The 18832-nt window shown below is 68.0% G+C and carries 2 protein-coding genes; both read right to left on the reverse strand.

What is annotated here, in order from left to right:
- Positions 1–276: 276 nt before the first annotated feature.
- Positions 277–10569, reverse strand: coding sequence for a non-ribosomal peptide synthetase (locus RLT58_RS35120; protein ID WP_311314778.1), 10293 nt, complete (start codon positions 10567–10569; stop codon positions 277–279).
- Positions 10566–18755: a non-ribosomal peptide synthetase gene (locus tag RLT58_RS35125; RefSeq protein ID WP_311314779.1), complete on the reverse strand. Its 8190-nt coding sequence runs from the start codon at positions 18753–18755 to the stop codon at positions 10566–10568. The genes RLT58_RS35120 and RLT58_RS35125 overlap by 4 nt, the downstream gene beginning before the upstream one ends.
- Positions 18756–18832: the final 77 nt, after the last annotated feature.

Raw genomic sequence — 18832 nt, forward strand, 5'->3', positions numbered from 1 at the left:
GCACCGCTCACGGGCCTGGCCGATCGTGCGGACATCCCCAACGCTAGGCAGCACCGCAGTGCCGACCCGGCTGGTCGGGCGGCAGTATGCGGGCAGTTAGGACCTGTGCGGCGGATGAGGGTCGGACTGGCCTTGGCCGGCAAGGCGCGGGTGGGGGTTCGGGAAGGGCTGCGGGCCGGTGGCGGACATCGGCTCCCAGAGGCTGAGCGGAAGGCACCGGGGCCTGCAGGGCGCTTCACCGCCGTACCGGCCCCGGTGTTCAGGACGCTCCCCCGGTCAGATGCGGGCGGGCCGCAGCCTGCGGGCGAGCACTCGCCCGATCTCGCCCAGCGGCTCCGCCTCGGTCATCCGAGCGTGCTCGCAGTCGACCGCGAACTCCTCAATGCGGCCGGTGAGGTACGGCGCCCAGGCGTCCGCGCCCGACAGGGGCGCGGGCGTACCCGTGGCATCGAAGAACACCGTGTGTCCACCGAATGCGACGTCCGGCACGTACCGGTAGCGCATCCGCAGGTTGTCCAGAGTGGCGGCCACGACGGCCGCTGCCTGCGCGTGCTCCAGCGCACCGAGCACGGGGTCGGCCCCCCGGAGCGCCTCGGCCAGTTCGGCGACATCCGGTGTGCTGTCCGCACAGCGCACCGGTACCGTCTCGCCGAGCGTGCCGAGGAGGGAGGTCAGTACGTGCCGGCCGTCGATCTCCGGAACTCGGAACCCGTCGGGCAGCGGGTAGGAGTCGAGAAGAGCCAGCAGGGCCACTTCTTCACCGGCCGCTTCCAGCCGGGCGGCGATTGCGTGCGCGACCAGACCGCCGAAGGACCAGCCGAGCAGGTGGTACGGCCCGTGGGGCTGAATGCGCCGGATCTCGGCGAGGTAGTCGTCGGCCATCCCTTCGACGGAGGTTGGCGCCCCCTGTGGGCCGGTGAGCCTTCGGGCCTGGAGCGCGATGAGGGGCCTGTCCCGGTCGAGATGGGGCAGCAGCCCGGCGTAGCCCCAGCTCATGCCGGACACCGCGTGCACGCAGAACAGCGGTGCCCCGTCGGAGCTGGCCTCGGTGGCAGACCGGATGGGCAGGACGGCGCCGAAGGCGTCGGCCCCACTGCCCGCCGCGATGTGTTCGGCGAGCAGCGCTGGGGTGGGACTCTGGAACAGGTCGCTGATGGTGATGCGGGTGTCCCAGACGGCACGGATGCGGCTGATCAGTCTTGTGGCGCGGAGGGAGTGTCCGCCGCGGTGGAAGAAGTTGTCGTCGATGCTGACGGAGTCGAGGCCGAGGTTGTCGGCGAAGAGACCGCAGAGGATTTCCTCGGCGGGATTGCGGGGTTGGCGGCTGTTCTCGGTCGGTGTGTCCAGATCGGGCGCGGGCAGAGCGCGGCGGTCGAGCTTGCCGTTGACCGTGCGCGGTAGTTCCTTCAGGATGACGAAGGCCGAGGGGATCATGTATTCCGGCAGTCGGGCGGTGGTGTGCCGGCGCAGTTCGCCGGGAGTTGTCTCCGCGACGGCGTAAGCGACGAGGCATCTGTCGCCGGGGCGGTCTTCCCGGACGACCGCGGCGGCCTGCGCGACGGCTGGGTGGCTGAGAAGAGCGGCCTCGATCTCACCGGGTTCGATACGGAAGCCACGGAGCTTGATCTGCTCGTCGCCGCGTCCCAGGTATTCCAGAGCGCCTTGACTGTTCCAGCGGGCGAGGTCACCCGTGCGGTACATACGGGACCCGGCAGGGCCGTGCGGGTTGGCGACGAACCGCTGTGCGGTCAGGGCCTGCTGACCGATGTACCCGTGTGCGAGGCCGTGGCCGGCTACGTACAGTTCACCCGGCACACCAGGAGCCGCAATCTCCAGATCCGCGTCGAGCACGTAGGCGTGCTTGCCCCGGAGCGGGCCCCCCACAGGGACACTGGTGATGCCCGCACCGGTACCGGCGCTGACGGTGAAGGCAGTGGTGAAGCCCATGCTCTCGGCCGGACCATAGCCATTGAGCACATGAAGCCGGGGATGATCGGTGAGAGCACGGGTGACATGCGCCGGCGAGGCGGCCTCCCCCGCCGTCATCGCTTCTTTCAGATGGGCGAATGTCTGCGGATGCTCATCGAGCATGTGGTTGAAGAGACTCGCGGACATCTGAAGCGTGGTCACCCGGTGCCGTTCGACCAGCTCGGCGATCAGGTTCGGGTCGGTGTGCTGACCGGGCTGGAGCACACAGACACCGCCATGCAACAACGGACCGAACACCTCAAGAGCGAAAGCGTCCCACGAGACCGGAGAACACTGCAGGAACGTCTGCTGCGGACCGAAAGCCAGATAGTCCGGCCCCACGAACGTCGCAGCGAGCGCCCGATGAGAAGCCATCACCCCCTTGGGCAGGCCCGTCGAGCCCGAAGTGAACATCACACAGGCCACCGACTCAGGTGAACCCGAAGTCTCCACCGCGGTTCCCGGAAGCCCGCTCACCTCTCCCGCCTCAGCCGTCAGATCCACCACAACCGCCTCAGTAGCGAGCGCGGCAAGGTGACTCTGGGTGATAAGTGCCGCCGGCGCCACCTGCCCCAGAACACCATTGAGCCGCTCAACCGGAAACAGCGGATCGAGCATCGTGTAACCCGCACCAGCCTTCAGCACAGCAAGGATCGACGCCACCATGTGAGGCGAACGCTCGACATGCACACCGACGAGATCACCAGGACGCACACCACGACCGGTCAGATACCGCGCCAACCGGTTGGACCAGACATCCAGCTCCCCGTACGAGATCACCTGATCCTCGAACACCAGCGCCGGCGCCTCCGGCGCCCGCACCACCTGCGCCCCGAACAAACCGTCCAGACCAGTTTCCGGGCCACGGGTCGGCGCACCCGACCATGTGGCGAGGAGGTCCCGCTCCTCCTCAGGAAGGAGGGACAGGGAGCTGACCGCTGTGTCGGGGTGGGCGGCGGCGGACTCCAAAAGGATCAGCATGCGCTCCAGAAGGCCCTCTATGGTGCGGGTTTCATAGAGGTCGGTGGCGTATTCGACGGTGATGTCCAGTCCGTCCGGGCTGCCGTCCGCCGTCCTCCGCTCACCGAATGCAAAGGTCAGGTCGAACTTGGCGATCCGCAGCTCCGGCGCCAAGAACTCGGCCCGCAGACCACCGAGCCCAGGTGCGCCCACCGCCGTGTCACCCACGGTGAGCATCACCTGGAACATCGGATGCCGGGAAGCCGAACGCTCAGGGTTGAGAGCCTCGACAAGCCGGTCGAACGGAAGATCCTGGTGAGCCCACGCGGCAAGATCCGCTTCCCGCACCCGGCCCAACAACTCACGGAAGGTGGGATCACCACCCACATCCGTACGCAGAACCAACGTATTGACGAAAAAGCCCACGAGATCATCGAGAGCCTGATCCGTCCGCCCCGCGACCGGCGAACCGATCGGGACATCCTTTCCACCACCACACCGCGCCAGCACAACCGCGACAGCAGCCTGAGCCACCATGAACAGAGTGGTACCGGTCTCACGCGCCAGCCCGGTCAGGGCAGCGTGTGTCCGAGCGGCGGCGGACACCTTGCGGGTGGCCCCGCGGTAGGACGCGACAGCCGGCCGCGGACGGTCCGCCGGGAGGCTCACCTCTTCCGGTAGTCCGGCCAGTTGCTCTCGCCAGAAGGAGAGCTGGCGCTCCTCATCGCCAGAGAGCAGGTCTCGCTGCCAGAGCGTGTAGTCGGCGTACTGCACCGGGAGCGGCGCCCACACGGGAGCCACCCCCTCACAACGGGCCTCGTAAGCCCGGGCCAGGTCGGCGAAGAAAGGCGCGTTCGACCAGCCGTCGGAGGCGATGTGATGCATCACCACCAGGAGCACGTGCTCCTCGGGGGACAGTTTCACCAGATCCGCGCGGATGGGCAGATCAGTGGAAAGGTCGAACGTGGTGCCGGCCAGTCCGGCCAGCACCTGAGGCAGAGACTCCTCCGTCACCGGGATCACCGGGAGAGCGAAGCCGGTCGCCGCGAGAGGCCGGACCGCCTGGTGAGGCAGGCCGCCCTCGGAGGGGAAGACAGTCCGCAGGGCCTCGTGGCGTGCGACGACGTCGCCGAGTGCGCGGCGCAGGGCCTCGGTGTCCAGAGCCCCGGTGAGCCGGAGTGCCAACGGAATGTTGTAAGTCGCCGAGGGACCCTCCAGCTGATCGAGGAACCACAGGCGCTGCTGAGCCGACGAGAGCGGAATCCGCTCAGGACGCTCCTGGACCACAAGGGCCGGCCGCTCCTCGCCACCCCCGCTCACCGCGACCAGCTCGGCAAGCTGCGCCACCGTCGGACACTGAAAGATGTCACGAACTCCGAGCCGTACGCCGAAGGCGTCGCGGATCTTGGAGGTGAGCTTCGTGGCGCGGAGGGAGTGTCCGCCGCGGTGGAAGAAGTTGTCGTCGATGCTGACGGAGTCGAGGCCGAGGTTGTCGGCGAAGAGACCGCAGAGGATTTCCTCGGCGGGATTGCGGGGTTGGCGGCTGTTCTCGGTCGGTGTGTCCAGATCGGGCGCGGGCAGAGCGCGGCGGTCGAGCTTGCCGTTGACCGTGCGCGGTAGTTCCTTCAGGATGACGAAGGCCGAGGGGATCATGTATTCCGGCAGTCGGGCGGTGGTGTGCCGGCGCAGTTCGCCGGGAGTTGTCTCCGCGACGGCGTAAGCGACGAGGCATCTGTCGCCGGGGCGGTCTTCCCGGACGACCGCGGCGGCCTGCGCGACGGCTGGGTGGCTGAGAAGAGCGGCCTCGATCTCACCGGGTTCGATACGGAAGCCACGGAGCTTGATCTGCTCGTCGCCGCGTCCCAGGTATTCCAGAGCGCCTTGACTGTTCCAGCGGGCGAGGTCACCCGTGCGGTACATACGGGACCCGGCAGGGCCGTGCGGGTTGGCGACGAACCGCTGTGCGGTCAGGGCCTGCTGACCGATGTACCCGTGTGCGAGGCCGTGGCCGGCTACGTACAGTTCACCCGGCACACCAGGAGCCGCAATCTCCAGATCCGCGTCGAGCACGTAGGCGTGCTTGCCCCGGAGCGGGCCCCCCACAGGGACACTGGTGATGCCCGCACCGGTACCGGCGCTGACGGTGAAGGCAGTGGTGAAGCCCATGCTCTCGGCCGGACCATAGCCATTGAGCACATGAAGCCGGGGATGATCGGTGAGAGCACGGGTGACATGCGCCGGCGAGGCGGCCTCCCCCGCCGTCATCGCTTCTTTCAGATGGGCGAATGTCTGCGGATGCTCATCGAGCATGTGGTTGAAGAGACTCGCGGACATCTGAAGCGTGGTCACCCGGTGCCGTTCGACCAGCTCGGCGATCAGGTTCGGGTCGGTGTGCTGACCGGGCTGGAGCACACAGACACCGCCATGCAACAACGGACCGAACACCTCAAGAGCGAAAGCGTCCCACGAGACCGGAGAACACTGCAGGAACGTCTGCTGCGGACCGAAAGCCAGATAGTCCGGCCCCACGAACGTCGCAGCGAGCGCCCGATGAGAAGCCATCACCCCCTTGGGCAGGCCCGTCGAGCCCGAAGTGAACATCACACAGGCCACCGACTCAGGTGAACCCGAAGTCTCCACCGCGGTTCCCGGAAGCCCGCTCACCTCTCCCGCCTCAGCCGTCAGATCCACCACAACCGCCTCAGTAGCGAGCGCGGCAAGGTGACTCTGGGTGATAAGTGCCGCCGGCGCCACCTGCCCCAGAACACCATTGAGCCGCTCAACCGGAAACAGCGGATCGAGCATCGTGTAACCCGCACCAGCCTTCAGCACAGCAAGGATCGACGCCACCATGTGAGGCGAACGCTCGACATGCACACCGACGAGATCACCAGGACGCACACCACGACCGGTCAGATACCGCGCCAACCGGTTGGACCAGACATCCAGCTCCCCGTACGAGATCACCTGATCCTCGAACACCAGCGCCGGCGCCTCCGGCGCCCGCACCACCTGCGCCCCGAACAAACCGTCCAGACCGAGGCGGGGTGCCTCGGTAACAGCTCCGCTCCACCGGGCGAGGCTGTGGGTCTCCTCGTCGGTGAGGAGAGCCAGCCGGGAGACCGGCTGGTCAGGTTCGGTGACGGCGTCGGCCAAGAAACGGACGAGTCGCTCGACGGCTGCCCGGGCCGTGGAACGTTCGTAGAGGTCGGTGGCGTATTCGACGGTGATGTCCAGTCCGTCCGGGCTGCCGTCCGCCGTCCTCCGCTCACCGAATGCAAAGGTCAGGTCGAACTTGGCGATCCGCAGCTCCGGCGCCAAGAACTCGGCCCGCAGACCACCGAGCCCAGGTGCGCCCACCGCCGTGTCACCCACGGTGAGCATCACCTGGAACATCGGATGCCGGGAAGCCGAACGCTCAGGGTTGAGAGCCTCGACAAGCCGGTCGAACGGAAGATCCTGGTGAGCCCACGCGGCAAGATCCGCTTCCCGCACCCGGCCCAACAACTCACGGAAGGTGGGATCACCACCCACATCCGTACGCAGAACCAACGTATTGACGAAAAAGCCCACGAGATCATCGAGAGCCTGATCCGTCCGCCCCGCGACCGGCGAACCGATCGGGACATCCTTTCCACCACCACACCGCGCCAGCACAACCGCGACAGCAGCCTGAGCCACCATGAACAGAGTGGTACCGGTCTCACGCGCCAGCCCGGTCAGGGCCCGATGGACCGAGGCGGGGCAGGACTCGGTGTACGTAGCGCCCTGGTACGAGGCGACAGCCGGCCGCGGACGGTCCGCGGGAAGGGTCGCCTCCTCCGGGAGGCCGGCGAGCGCCTCCCGCCAGAAGTCGAGTTGGGGCAGCTGCTCGGTGGCGAGCAGGTCTCGCTGCCAGAGCGTGTAGTCGGCGTACTGCACCGGGAGCGGCGCCCACACGGGAGCCACCCCCTCACAACGGGCCTCGTAAGCCCGGGCCAGGTCTGCGAAGAAAGGCGCGTTCGACCAGCCGTCGGAGGCGATGTGATGGGCGATGACCACCAGGACGTGGACGTCATCTGCCAGGGCCAGCAAGGTCGCGCGCAGCGGGAGTTCGGCCGTCAGGTCGAAGACTTTGGCACTCTCCTCGGCCACCAGCGCATCGAGGGTCTTCTCGGTGGCCGGCACCGTCGGCAGCGGTATGCCGATCTCATCGGCAGGCAGAATGTGCTGATAGGCCTCGCCGTCGACGGTCCGGAAGACAGTCCGCAGGGCCTCGTGGCGTGCGACGACGTCGCCGAGTGCGCGGCGCAGGGCCTCGGTGTCCAGAGCCCCGGTGAGCCGGAGTGCCAACGGAATGTTGTAAGTCGCCGAGGGACCCTCCAGCTGATCGAGGAACCACAGGCGCTGCTGAGCCGACGAGAGCGGAATCCGCTCAGGACGCTCCTGGACCACAAGGGCCGGCCGCTCCTCGCCACCCCCGCTCACCGCGACCAGCTCGGCAAGCTGCGCCACCGTCGGACACTGAAAGATGTCACGAACCGTGATCCTGGCGCCGAGGGCGCTACGGATCCGGCTGACGAGCCGGGTGGCGAGCAGGGAGTGCCCACCGAGCCGCAGAAAGTGGTCGTCGACGGTGACGGACGGGCTGCCGAGGATGTCGGCGAACAGCCCGCACAGCACCTCCTCGACGGGGTTGCGCGGAGCCCGGCCCTCGCTCCCTCCGCCCAGCACGGGCCGCGGCAGGGCGCGGCGGTCGAGCTTGCCGTTCGTCGTGAGGGGCAGGGCGTCCAGAAGTACGAAGGCGGACGGAACCATGTAGTCGGGCAGAGCGTCCGCCGCATGACGGCGCAAGGCCGCGAGGTCGGTTTCGGGTGTGCCGACGAGGTAGGCGACGAGGCGTTTGTCGCCGGGGCGGTCCTCGCGGACGATCACCGCGGCCTGGGCCACGGAGGCATGTGCCATCAGTGCCGATTCGGTCTCGCCCGGTTCTATGCGAAAGCCGCGGAGCTTCACCTGCTGGTCAGCCCGGCCCAGGTACTCGATCTCGCCTTCCCGCGACCAGCGTACGAGGTCGCCGGTCCGGTACATGCGGGAGCCGGGCGGGCCGTAGGGATCGGAGACGAACCGCTCAGCGGTCTGGGTGGGACGGTCCAGGTAGCCGCGGGCGAGTCCGGTGCCGGCGATGTACAGCTCGCCGGGGACGCCGGGGGCGACAAGTGCGAGGTGTTCGTCGAGGACGTAGAGGCGGGTGTTGTCGAGGGGGCGTCCGATGGGGAGAGCACCGTCGTAGTCGAAGGGCCGGTGCAGGGGGTGGGACGTGGCGAAAGTCGTCGTCTCCGTCGGCCCGTACCCGTTGACCACCGTCAGGTCCGGACAGGCATCCATCACCCGGCGCACAGCCTCCGGCGGTACCACGTCACCACCCGTCCACAGCTCACCCAGACCAGCGAACGCACCCGGATCCTCCTCCGCGACCAGCCGGAACAGACCCGCCGTAAGCCACAACCCGGTAATCGACTCATCCTTCAGTACGGTCGCCAGGGTGGCCGTGTCGAGAACTCCGGGCGGGGCGACCGAGACGGTGCCGCCCGACAGCCAGGGCACCCAGAGTTCGAAGGTTGAGGCGTCAAAGGTGTGGGGCGAATGGAAGAGCACGTGGGCGTGGGCGGGGCGCATCCAGCTCTCGTCGCGTGCGAGTTCGGCGACGTTGCGATGGGTGATGGCGACGCCCTTGGGTACACCGGTCGAGCCCGAAGTGAACATGACGTACAGCCACTGGTCAGGATGCGTGGCGATCTCGGGCGCGGTCGCCGGATGTGCGCAGAGGACCGGATCGTCCGCGAGCCCGTCGACGAGGACGGCGCGCGCTCCGGTCTCCTCGGTCAGGATCTCGTGGTCGGCGAGGGCCGGGTCGACCAGGAGCACTGGGGCAGCCGTGTCGGTGAGGATACGGCTGAGCCGCGAGGCCGGGTCGACGGCATTGAGGGGGGCGTAGACACCACCGGCCTTGGCAATGGCGAGCAGCGACAGGACAAGGTCGGCGGAGCGTTCCATCAGAACGGCGACGACGGTCTCGGGCCCGACACCGAGCGAGACGAGATGATGGGCGAACCGGTTGGCGACGGTGTCAACTTCAGCGTAGGTGAACGTGCGGCCCGCGTAGGTGAGGGCGATGGCGTCCGGGGTGCGCGCGACCTGCGCGGTGAAGAGGTCGGCGACCGAGGCACCGGGCACCGGGGTGGCGTGGCCGGCCCAGGTGTCGAGGAGCAGAGTGCGCTCGTCTGGGTCGAGCAGGTCCAGGCCCGAGAGCGGGGTGTCCGGGTGAGCGACGGCCTCGGCGAGCAGCCGCCCGAGCCGCGCGAGAAGGGCTTCGATGGTCTCGGGATCGTACAGATCGGTGGCGTACTCGGCGGTGATGTCGAGTCCGCCGGGCCGGCCGTCGGGAGTGAGGTGCTCATCGAAGCCGACGGTCAGATCGAACTTGGCGGTGCTGGTGGGAGAGTATTCGGCACGGGCCCGCAGCCCCGGGAAGTCGGCGCCGGAGTCCGTGGCGCCGGCCCGTACCAGGGTCAGCATGACCTGGAAGAGGGGGTGGCGGTCGCCCGTACGCTCAGGGTTGAGTGCCTCGACAAGCCGGTCGAAGGGCAGGTCCTGGTGAGCCCAGGCGCCGAGGTCGGTGGTACGGACCCGCTCCAGGAGCTGCCGGAACGTCGGGTCGCCGCTGACGTCCGTGCGCAGCACCAGCGTGTTGACGAAAAAGCCCACGAGGTCGTCGAGCGCCTCGTCCGTGCGGCCGGCGACCGGGGAGCCGACGGGGACATCGGTGCCGGCGCCGGAGGCGGCGAGGACAGTCGCGAGTGCCGCCTGGGCCGCCATGAAGAGGGTGGCACCGCTCTCCTTCGCCAGCTCGACGAGGGCAGCATGGGTCTCCGGCGGGCAGTGCAGGCCCCGGCTGTCGCCGCGGTAGGAGGTGACAGCGGGGCGGGGCCGGTCCACAGGAAGGGTGGCCTCGGCCGGCAGCCCGGCCAACTGCTCACGCCAGTACGCGGTCTGCCGGGCCATGACGCTGTCCTGGGCATCGGGGTCGCCCAGCAGTTCGTGCTGCCAGAGGGTGTAGTCGGTGTACTGGATCTCCAGCGGATCCTGTTCCGGGGCCTGTCCGGCGAGGCGTGCGCGATAGGCGCCGGCAAGGTCGCGCAGGAGTGGGGCGATGGACCAGCCGTCAGAGGCGATGTGGTGCATGACGACCAGGAGTATGTGCTCCTGGTCCCGGTCGGAGCCGGGCTCCGCCGACGGCGAGCCGTCGGCGAGCCGGATCAGCCGTGCCTTCACGGGGATATCGGCGGCGAGGTCGAAGACGTGGGCCGACTCGGCGGCCAGGATCTCGGTGAGGCCGGCCTCGTCCGCGTGCAGGATCGGCACATCGAAGCGCACCTCCTCGGCAGCGAGGACCTCCTGGTAGGGGGCACCGTCACGCTCGGGGTAGACCGTGCGCAGGCTCTCGTGGCGTGCGACGACGTCGCCGAGTGCGCGGCGCAGGGCCTCGGTGTCCAGAGCCCCGGTGAGCCGGAGTGCCAACGGAATGTTGTAGGTCGCCGAGGGACCCTCCAGTTGGGCGAGGAACCACAGTCGTTGCTGGGCGTATGACAGGGGGATCACTGGGAGGCTCCCATCCGGCGCATCGGCCGCAGCTTCGGGCGTGCGCTCTCGGCGCCGTCGAGCCGCTCGGCCAGACTGGCCACGTTCGGGTTCTCGAAAAGGGCAGGGACCGGGAGTTCGGCCCCGAGGGCGCTACGGATCCGGCTGACGAGCCGGGTGGCGAGCAGGGAGTGCCCACCGAGGCGGAAGAAGTCGTCGTCGATGGAAACGGTGGGAACACCGAGGATGTCGGCGAACAGCCCGCAGAGCACTTCCTCGCGTGGATTGCGCGGCGGGCGGCCGATGCTCTCGGCTGGGGCCGACGGTGCGGGCAGGGAGCGGCGGTCGAGCTTGCCGTTCTCGGTAAGGGGCAGGGCGTCCAGAAGTACGAAGGCGGACGGAACCATGTAGTCGGGCAGGAGATCGCCCGCGTGGACACGCAGCTCGTCCGGGTCCCATGGTGTGCCGGGTGTGCCGACGAGGTAGGCGACGAGGCGTTTGTCGCCGGGGCGGTCCTCGCGGACGATCACCGCGGCCTGGGCCACGGAGGCATGTGCCATCAGTGCCGATTCGGTCTCGCCCGGTTCTATGCGAAAGCCGCGGAGCTTCACCTGCTGGTCAGCCCGGCCCAGGTACTCGATCTCGCCTTCCCGCGACCAGCGTACGAGGTCGCCGGTCCGGTACATGCGGGAGCCGGGCGGGCCGTAGGGATCGGAGACGAACCGCTCAGCGGTCTGGGTGGGACGGTCCAGGTAGCCCTGGGCGAGTCCGGTGCCGGCGATGTACAGCTCGCCGGGGACGCCGGGGGCGACAAGTGCGAGGTGTTCGTCGAGGACGTAGAGGCGGGTGTTGTCGAGGGGGCGTCCGATGGGGAGAGCACCGTCGTAGTCGAAGGGCCGGTGCAGGGGGTGGGACGTGGCGAAAGTCGTCGTCTCCGTCGGCCCGTACCCGTTGACCACCGTCAGGTCCGGACAGGCATCCATCACCCGGCGCACAGCCTCCGGCGGTACCACGTCACCACCCGTCCACAGCTCACCCAGACCAGCGAACGCACCCGGATCCTCCTCCGCGACCAGCCGGAACAGACCCGCCGTAAGCCACAACCCGGTAATCGACTCATCCTTCAGTACGGTCGCCAAGGTGGCCGTGTCGAGCAACCCCGGCGGGGCCACGACCAACGTCCCGCCGGACAGCAGGGGCGCCCACAGCTCGTAGGTAGTGGCGTCGAAGGCGAGCGGTGAGTGAAGCAGGACCCGGCGGTGGGCATCGGAGGCGAAGGCATCGTCGGCAGCCAGTTCCGCGACGTTGCGATGGGTGATGGCGACGCCCTTGGGTACACCGGTCGAGCCCGAAGTGAACATCGCGTAGGCCGGCTGCTCGGGGTGGACCTCGATCTGGGGCGCTGTCTCCGGCAGACCCTCTGTGCCGTCGGCCACATTCAGGACCTGCGCGCCCCGTGGCAGTTCGAGTCCGGCCAGCTCGCGGTCGGTGAGGAAGAGGGCGCCGCCGGACATACGCACAATGAGTCCGATGCGTTCCGTCGGGTAGCGGGTGTCGAGCGGGACGTACACGGCACCGGCCTTGACGATCGCGAGGATCGCCACGACGGCTTCGAGAGAGCGCTCAAGGAAGAGAACCACTCGGGAGCCGGGTCGTACGCCCTTCTCGATCAGCCGGTGGGCCAGCCGGTTGGCACGCCGGTCGAGCTCCGCGTATGTCAAGCGCCGGCCGCCCAGGGTGACGGCGACCGCGTCCGGTGTGCGGGATGCCTGGGCAGCGAACAGCTGGGGCAGCGAGGCAGCGGGACGGTCGCGCCGGGTTCCGTGCCAGGTGTCGAGGAGCAGCCTGCGCTCCTCGGCGGCCAGCACGTCGAGATCCGCGATCGGGACGTCCGGGGTACCGGCGGCTGCTTCGAGAAGCCGGACCAGCCGCGAGGTGACGGCCGACACGGTGGCAGCCTCGTAGAGGTCGGTGGCGTACTCGACGGTGATATCGAGGCCGGCCGGGGCGCCGTCGCCGGTTCGGTGCTCGTGGAAGGTGAATGTCAGGTCGAACTTGGCGATGTCGAGCGCGGTGAACTCGGACTCGGCTCGCAGGCCTCTGAGTTCGGGCACTGGTCCGGCCGCGTCGGTCACCGACAGCATGACCTGGAAGAGCGGGTGGCGGGCTGCGGAGCGTTCGGGGTTGAGGGCTTCGACGAGCCGGTCGAAGGGGATGTCCTGGTGGGCCCAGGCTGCCAGGTCGGTCTCGCGGACCCGGTCGAGGAGTTCGCGGAACGTCGGGTTGCCGCTGACGTCGGTGCGCAGGACGAGGGTGTTGACGAAGAAGCCCACCAGGTCTTCCAGAGCTCCGTCGGTACGGCCGGCGACAGGCGAGCCGAGCGGGATGTCGGAGCCCGCCCCGGAACGCGCCAGGAGAACTGCGGTAGCCGCCTGGGCAACCATGAAGAGCGTGGTGCCGTTCTCGCGGGCCAGCCGGGTCAGCGCCTCGTGGAGATCGGCGGGGCACTGGACGGTGAGCGAGGCTCCTCGGTACGAGGCGGTAGCCGGCCGGGCCCGGTCTGCGGGGAGGGTGGCCTCCTCCGGTAGCTGTTCAAGGGTGCCGCGCCAGTGGTCGAGCTGCTTCTCCTCCTGAGCGTCGAGCAGTGTCTCTCGCCACAGGGCGTAGTCGGCGTACTGGACGGGCAGCGGTTCCCACGCGGGCGCGGCACCCTCGATGCGGGCGGTGTAGGCAGTGCCGAGGTCCCGCATGAGAGGTGTGTTGGACCAGCCGTCAGAGGCGATGTGGTGGGTGACCAGGAGAAGGACGTGCTCGTCGTCGGAGATCCTCACCAGGTCGGCGCGTAGCGGCAGTTCGCGCGAGAGGTCAAAGGTGGTGGCGGACAGGTCTCGCAGGACTGTGGGGAGCGCGTCGGCCGTTGCTGGGATGACGGAAAGTTCGACGCGCGCCTCGTCGGGCGGCACAACCAGCTGGTGCGGGGTGCCCTGTTCAGCAGGGAAGACAGTGCGGAGTGCCTCGTGACGGCCGACGACATCGCGGAGGGCAAGGTGCAGTGCGTCGGCGTCGAGGACACCGGTGAGGCGGACGGCGAGTGGGATGTTGTAGGTGGCGGACGGGCCCTCCATCTGATCGAGGAACCACAGACGCCGCTGGGCCGCCGAGAGCGGAATGCGAGCCGGCCGTGCGGCGGCGCTGAGGACCGGGCGGCGGTCCCCGCCGTCGGTCTCGGCGAGGAACTCGGCGAACCGGGCGACGCTGGGGCAGCGGAAGAGGTCGCGTACGGAGACCCGGGCGCCGAGGAGCTGCCGAATGCGGCTGACCAGCCTCGTGCCGAGGAGGGAGTGGCCGCCGAGGCGGAAGAAGTCGTCGTCGATGGAGACGGCCGGCAGTCCGAGGGCATCGGCGAACAGTCCGCACAGCACCTCCTCGACCGGAGTGCGGCCCTGTCGTCCGCCAACACCGACACCACCGCTGATGTGGGGAGCGGGCAGGGCCCGCCGGTCGAGTTTGCCGTTCGCGGTGAGCGGCAAGGTGTCGAGCTCGACGAAGGCAGAGGGCACCATGTACTCGGCGAGCCGGCTCACGCAGTCACGGCGCAGGATCTCGATGTCCACGCGAGCCCCCGCGGCAGGCACGGTGTAGGCGACAAGACGCTTGTCACCAGGACGGTCCTCCCGCACGATCACCGCGGCCTGGGCCACAGAGCCGTGATCAAGAAGAACAGCCTCGACCTCGCCGGGCTCAATACGAAACCCGCGGAGCTTGACCTGCTGATCGGCACGGCCCTCGAAGACCATCTCGCCATGCTCGTTCCAGCGCGCCAGATCCCCCGTACGGTACATCCGCTCACCAGCAGGCCCATACGGGTCGGCGACAAACCGTTCAGCCGACAAGGCACCCCGCCCGACATACCCACGGGCCAGATGACTGCCACCGACATACAGCTCACCCACCACCCCGGGAACCACAGGCCGCAGCCCCGCATCAAGAACATACATACGGGTATTGGCCATCGGCACACCCAGATGCAGGCGCTCGACCGTCCGTTCGCCAGGGCCGAATGCCTGGTAACTGCAGAAAACCGTGGACTCGGTCGGACCATAGGCATGAACCACACAAGTCGCCGGGCACGCATCAAGCACCCTCTGAAGCGCAACAGGAGAAAGCACATCACCGCCCGTCCAGATCTCCGACAGACCCACGAGAGACTCCACGGCCTCCGAAGCCATCGCATCGAAAAGCGCCGTCGTGAAATACACCGCACTGATCTCGTGCCGCACCAGCGCCTCACCCAGCTCAGCGACATCGACCTTGGCAACCGGAAGAACGACAGCAGTACCGCCACTCAGCAACGGAACCCACAGCTCATAAGTCGAAGAATCAAAAGCGAGCGGCGAATACGCAAGCACCCGCCGATACCGCTCCTCCACACCCCACCAAGGATCAAACGCCAGCTCAACCACATTACGGTGCGTATTGGCAACCCCCTTCGGCACACCACTCGAACCCGACGTATACATCACATACGCAAGCTGATCAGGATGAACCACAACATCAGGAACACCGGCCCCTGCGTCGGCGAGGAGTCCGGAGATGTCTGGTGTGGTGATCACGTGCAGGCCGTGGGCGAAGAGCACCTCGTCCGCCGGCCGGTCGGTGACGAGAAGCGGGGCGCCAGTGTCAGCGAGGATGAACGCGAGGCGCTCTTCCGGCTGACGCGGATCGAGCGGAACATACGCTCCACCAGCCTTCAGAACCGCGAGTGCCGTGACCATGAACTCCACCGAGCGGTCGAGATAGAGGCCGACGGAGGAGCCGGGCAGGATGCCTTGCGCGGCCAGCTGGCAGGCGAACACGTCCGAGGCACGATCGAGCTCGCGGTAGCTCATCGCCCGACCGCCGCACTCCAGTGCCACAGCGTCCGGAGTCCGGGCGGCCTGCGCGGCGAACAGCCCATGCAGTGTGCCCTCGGGCAGGGCGACGGTGGTGTCGTTGTAGTCCGTCAGCAGCGCTCGGTGCTGGCGGGCCGAGAGCAGCTCGATGTCGGCGACCCTGACGTCGGGGTCGGCGATGACTGCGTCCAGGACCCGCACGAGGCGCTCGGCGGCCGCCTCGATAATGCCGGTGTCGTACAGGTCGGTGGCGTACTCCAGGACGATGTCGAGTCCGTTGGGGTGCCCGATCCGGTCGCGGTGCTCGTAGAAGTTGACGGTCAGGTCGAACTTGGCTGCGCCCGTGCCGAGTTGATGGGTCTCGGTGCGCACTCCGGGCATCTTCGGCGTCGCCTCGGCTGCCTCGGCGAGGGTGAGCATGACCTGGAAGAGCGGGTGGCGGGCTGCGGAGCGTTCGGGGTTGAGGGCTTCGACGAGCCGGTCGAAGGGGATGTCCTGGTGGGCCCAGGCTGCCAGGTCGGTCTCGCGGACCCGGTCGAGGAGTTCACGGAACGTCGGGTTGCCGCTGACGTCGGTGCGCAGGACGAGGGTGTTGACGAAGAAGCCCACCAGGTCTTCCAGAGCTTCGTCGGTACGGCCGGCGACCAAGGAGCCGAGCGGGATGTCGGTACCGGCGCCCGAGCGTGCCAGCATGGCCACGGTGGCCGCCTGAGCGACCATGTAGAGGGTGACACCGTGCTCCCTGGCCAGGGTGAAGAGGGCCTGATGGGTCTCGGCCGGGCAGTGCACGGTGTGGGTGGTGCCGAGGTAAGAGGCCACGACCGGGCGGGGCCGGCTGGTGGGCAGGGTCACCTCGGTGGGGAGCTGTTCAAGGGTGCCGCGCCAGTGGTCGAGCTGCTTCTCCTCCTGAGCGTCGAGCAGTGTCTCTCGCCACAGGGCGTAGTCGGCGTACTGGACGGGCAGCGGTTCCCACGCGGGCGCGGCACCCTCGATGCGGGCGGTGTAGGCAGTGCCGAGGTCCCGCATGAGGGGCGTGTTGGACCAGCCGTCAGAGGCGATGTGGTGCACGACGAGGGCGAGGACGCTTCGGTTCGGCGCGGTCTCGAACAACACCGTGTGCAGCGGAAGCTCGGTGGCGAGGTCGAAGAGATGCGCGGTCTCGTCGGCCAGCCGGCCGGGCAATTCGTCCTCGGTGACGGAGACGACGTCCAGCGGCACGCCGACTTCGTCGGCGGGGGCGATGTGCTGCCGGGGCTCCCCCTCGTGGACGGGGTAGGTCGTCCGAAGGATCTCGTGACGGGCGAGGATGTCGGCGAGGGCCTGTCGCAGGATCTCAGGATCGACGGGGCCGGTGAAGCGGACGGCGAGGGGGATGTTGTAGGTGGCGGACGGGCCCTCCATCTGATCGAGGAACCACAGACGCCGCTGGGCCGCCGAAAGCGGAAGGTCGTCGTCGGAGCGGCCGGCGGCGGTGAGCGCGGGGAGCGGAGCCCCGCCGGAGCCCGCGGCGATCCGCTGGGAAAGTCCGGCGACGGTGGGGTACTGGAAGAAGTCGCGCAGGGAGAGCCCGGTGACGAGGGCGGTACGGATGCGGCCGACGAGACGGGTAGCGAGGAGGGAGTGGCCGCCGAGGCGGAAGAAGTCGTCGTCGATGGAGACGGCCGGCAGTCCGAGGGCATCGGCGAACAGTCCGCACAGCACCTCCTCGACCGGAGTGCGCGGGGTCCGTCCGTCGGCGTCACCGCTGATGTGGGGGGCGGGCAGGGCCCGCCGGTCGAGTTTGCCGTTCGCGGTGAGCGGCAAGGTGTCGAGCTCGACGAAGGCAGAGGGCACCATGTACTCGGCGAGCCGGCTCACGCAGTCACGGCGCAGGATCTCAATGTCCACGCGAGCCCCCGCGGCAGGCACGGTGTAGGCGACAAGACGCTTGTCACCAGGACGGTCCTCCCGCACGATCACCGCGGCCTGGGCCACAGAGCCGTGATCAAGAAGAACAGCCTCGACCTCGCCGGGCTCAATACGAAACCCGCGGAGCTTGACCTGCTGATCGGCACGGCCCTCGAAGACCATCTCGCCATGCTCGTTCCAGCGCGCCAGATCCCCCGTACGGTACATCCGCTCACCAGCAGGCCCATACGGGTCGGCGACAAACCGTTCAGCCGACAAGGCACCCCGCCCGACATACCCACGGGCCAGATGACTGCCACCGACATACAGCTCACCCACCACCCCGGGAACCACAGGCCGCAGCCCCGCATCAAGAACATACATACGGGTATTGGCCATCGGCACACCCAGATGCAGGCGCTCGACCGTCCGTTCGCCAGGGCCGAATGCCTGGTAACTGCAGAAAACCGTGGACTCGGTCGGACCATAGGCATGAACCACACAAGTCGCCGGGCACGCATCAAGCACCCTCTGAAGCGCAACAGGAGAAAGCACATCACCGCCCGTCCAGATCTCCGACAGACCCACGAGAGACTCCACGGCCTCCGAAGCCATCGCATCGAAAAGCGCCGTCGTGAAATACACCGCACTGATCTCGTGCCGCACCAGCGCCTCACCCAGCTCAGCGACATCGACCTTGGCAACCGGAAGAACGACAGCAGTACCGCCACTCAGCAACGGAACCCACAGCTCATAAGTCGAAGAATCAAAAGCGAGCGGCGAATACGCAAGCACCCGCCGATACCGCTCCTCCACACCCCACCAAGGATCAAACGCCAGCTCAACCACATTACGGTGCGTATTGGCAACCCCCTTCGGCACACCACTCGAACCCGACGTATACATCACATACGCAAGCTGATCAGGATGAACCACAACATCGAAAGCACCCATGTCCTGCTTCGGCAGAGTCACGTCCTCGGCGAGCCGCAGCACGGGGAGACTGCCGGCGAAGGCCACATCCTGCTCATCGCGGTCGGTGACGAGCAGAACGGCACCGGTGTCGGCGAGAATGAACGCCTGCCGCTCCTCCGGCTGACGCGGATCGAGCGGAACATACGCTCCACCAGCCTTCAGAACCGCGAGCATCGCGACGACGTAGGCGAGGGAGCGGTCCTGGAGAAGTGCGACGCCATCGCCGGGCCGAACGCCCCGGTCGCGCAGCATGTGAGCCAGCGCCGAGGCGGCCGACTCCAGTGCACGGTAGGTGAGTTCACGCTCCCCGCACACCAGTGCCACAGCATCCGGAGTCCGGGCGGCCTGCGCGGCGAAGAGCTCGTGCAGAGCTCCTTCGGGGAGTCGCACAGCGGTGCTGTTGTACGCGTCGATGTCGATGACGGGGGCCTGGACGGTGGGCTGGTGAGACATCTTCTCGACCCATTCTCGAAGGTTCGGGCGTGCACGGGTATCTCGCGGCGTGCCGGACATCCCGTACGGCCACGACT

The sequence above is a fragment of the Streptomyces sp. ITFR-16 genome (assembly GCF_031844705.1).
Taxonomy (GTDB): Bacteria; Actinomycetota; Actinomycetes; order Streptomycetales; family Streptomycetaceae; genus Streptomyces.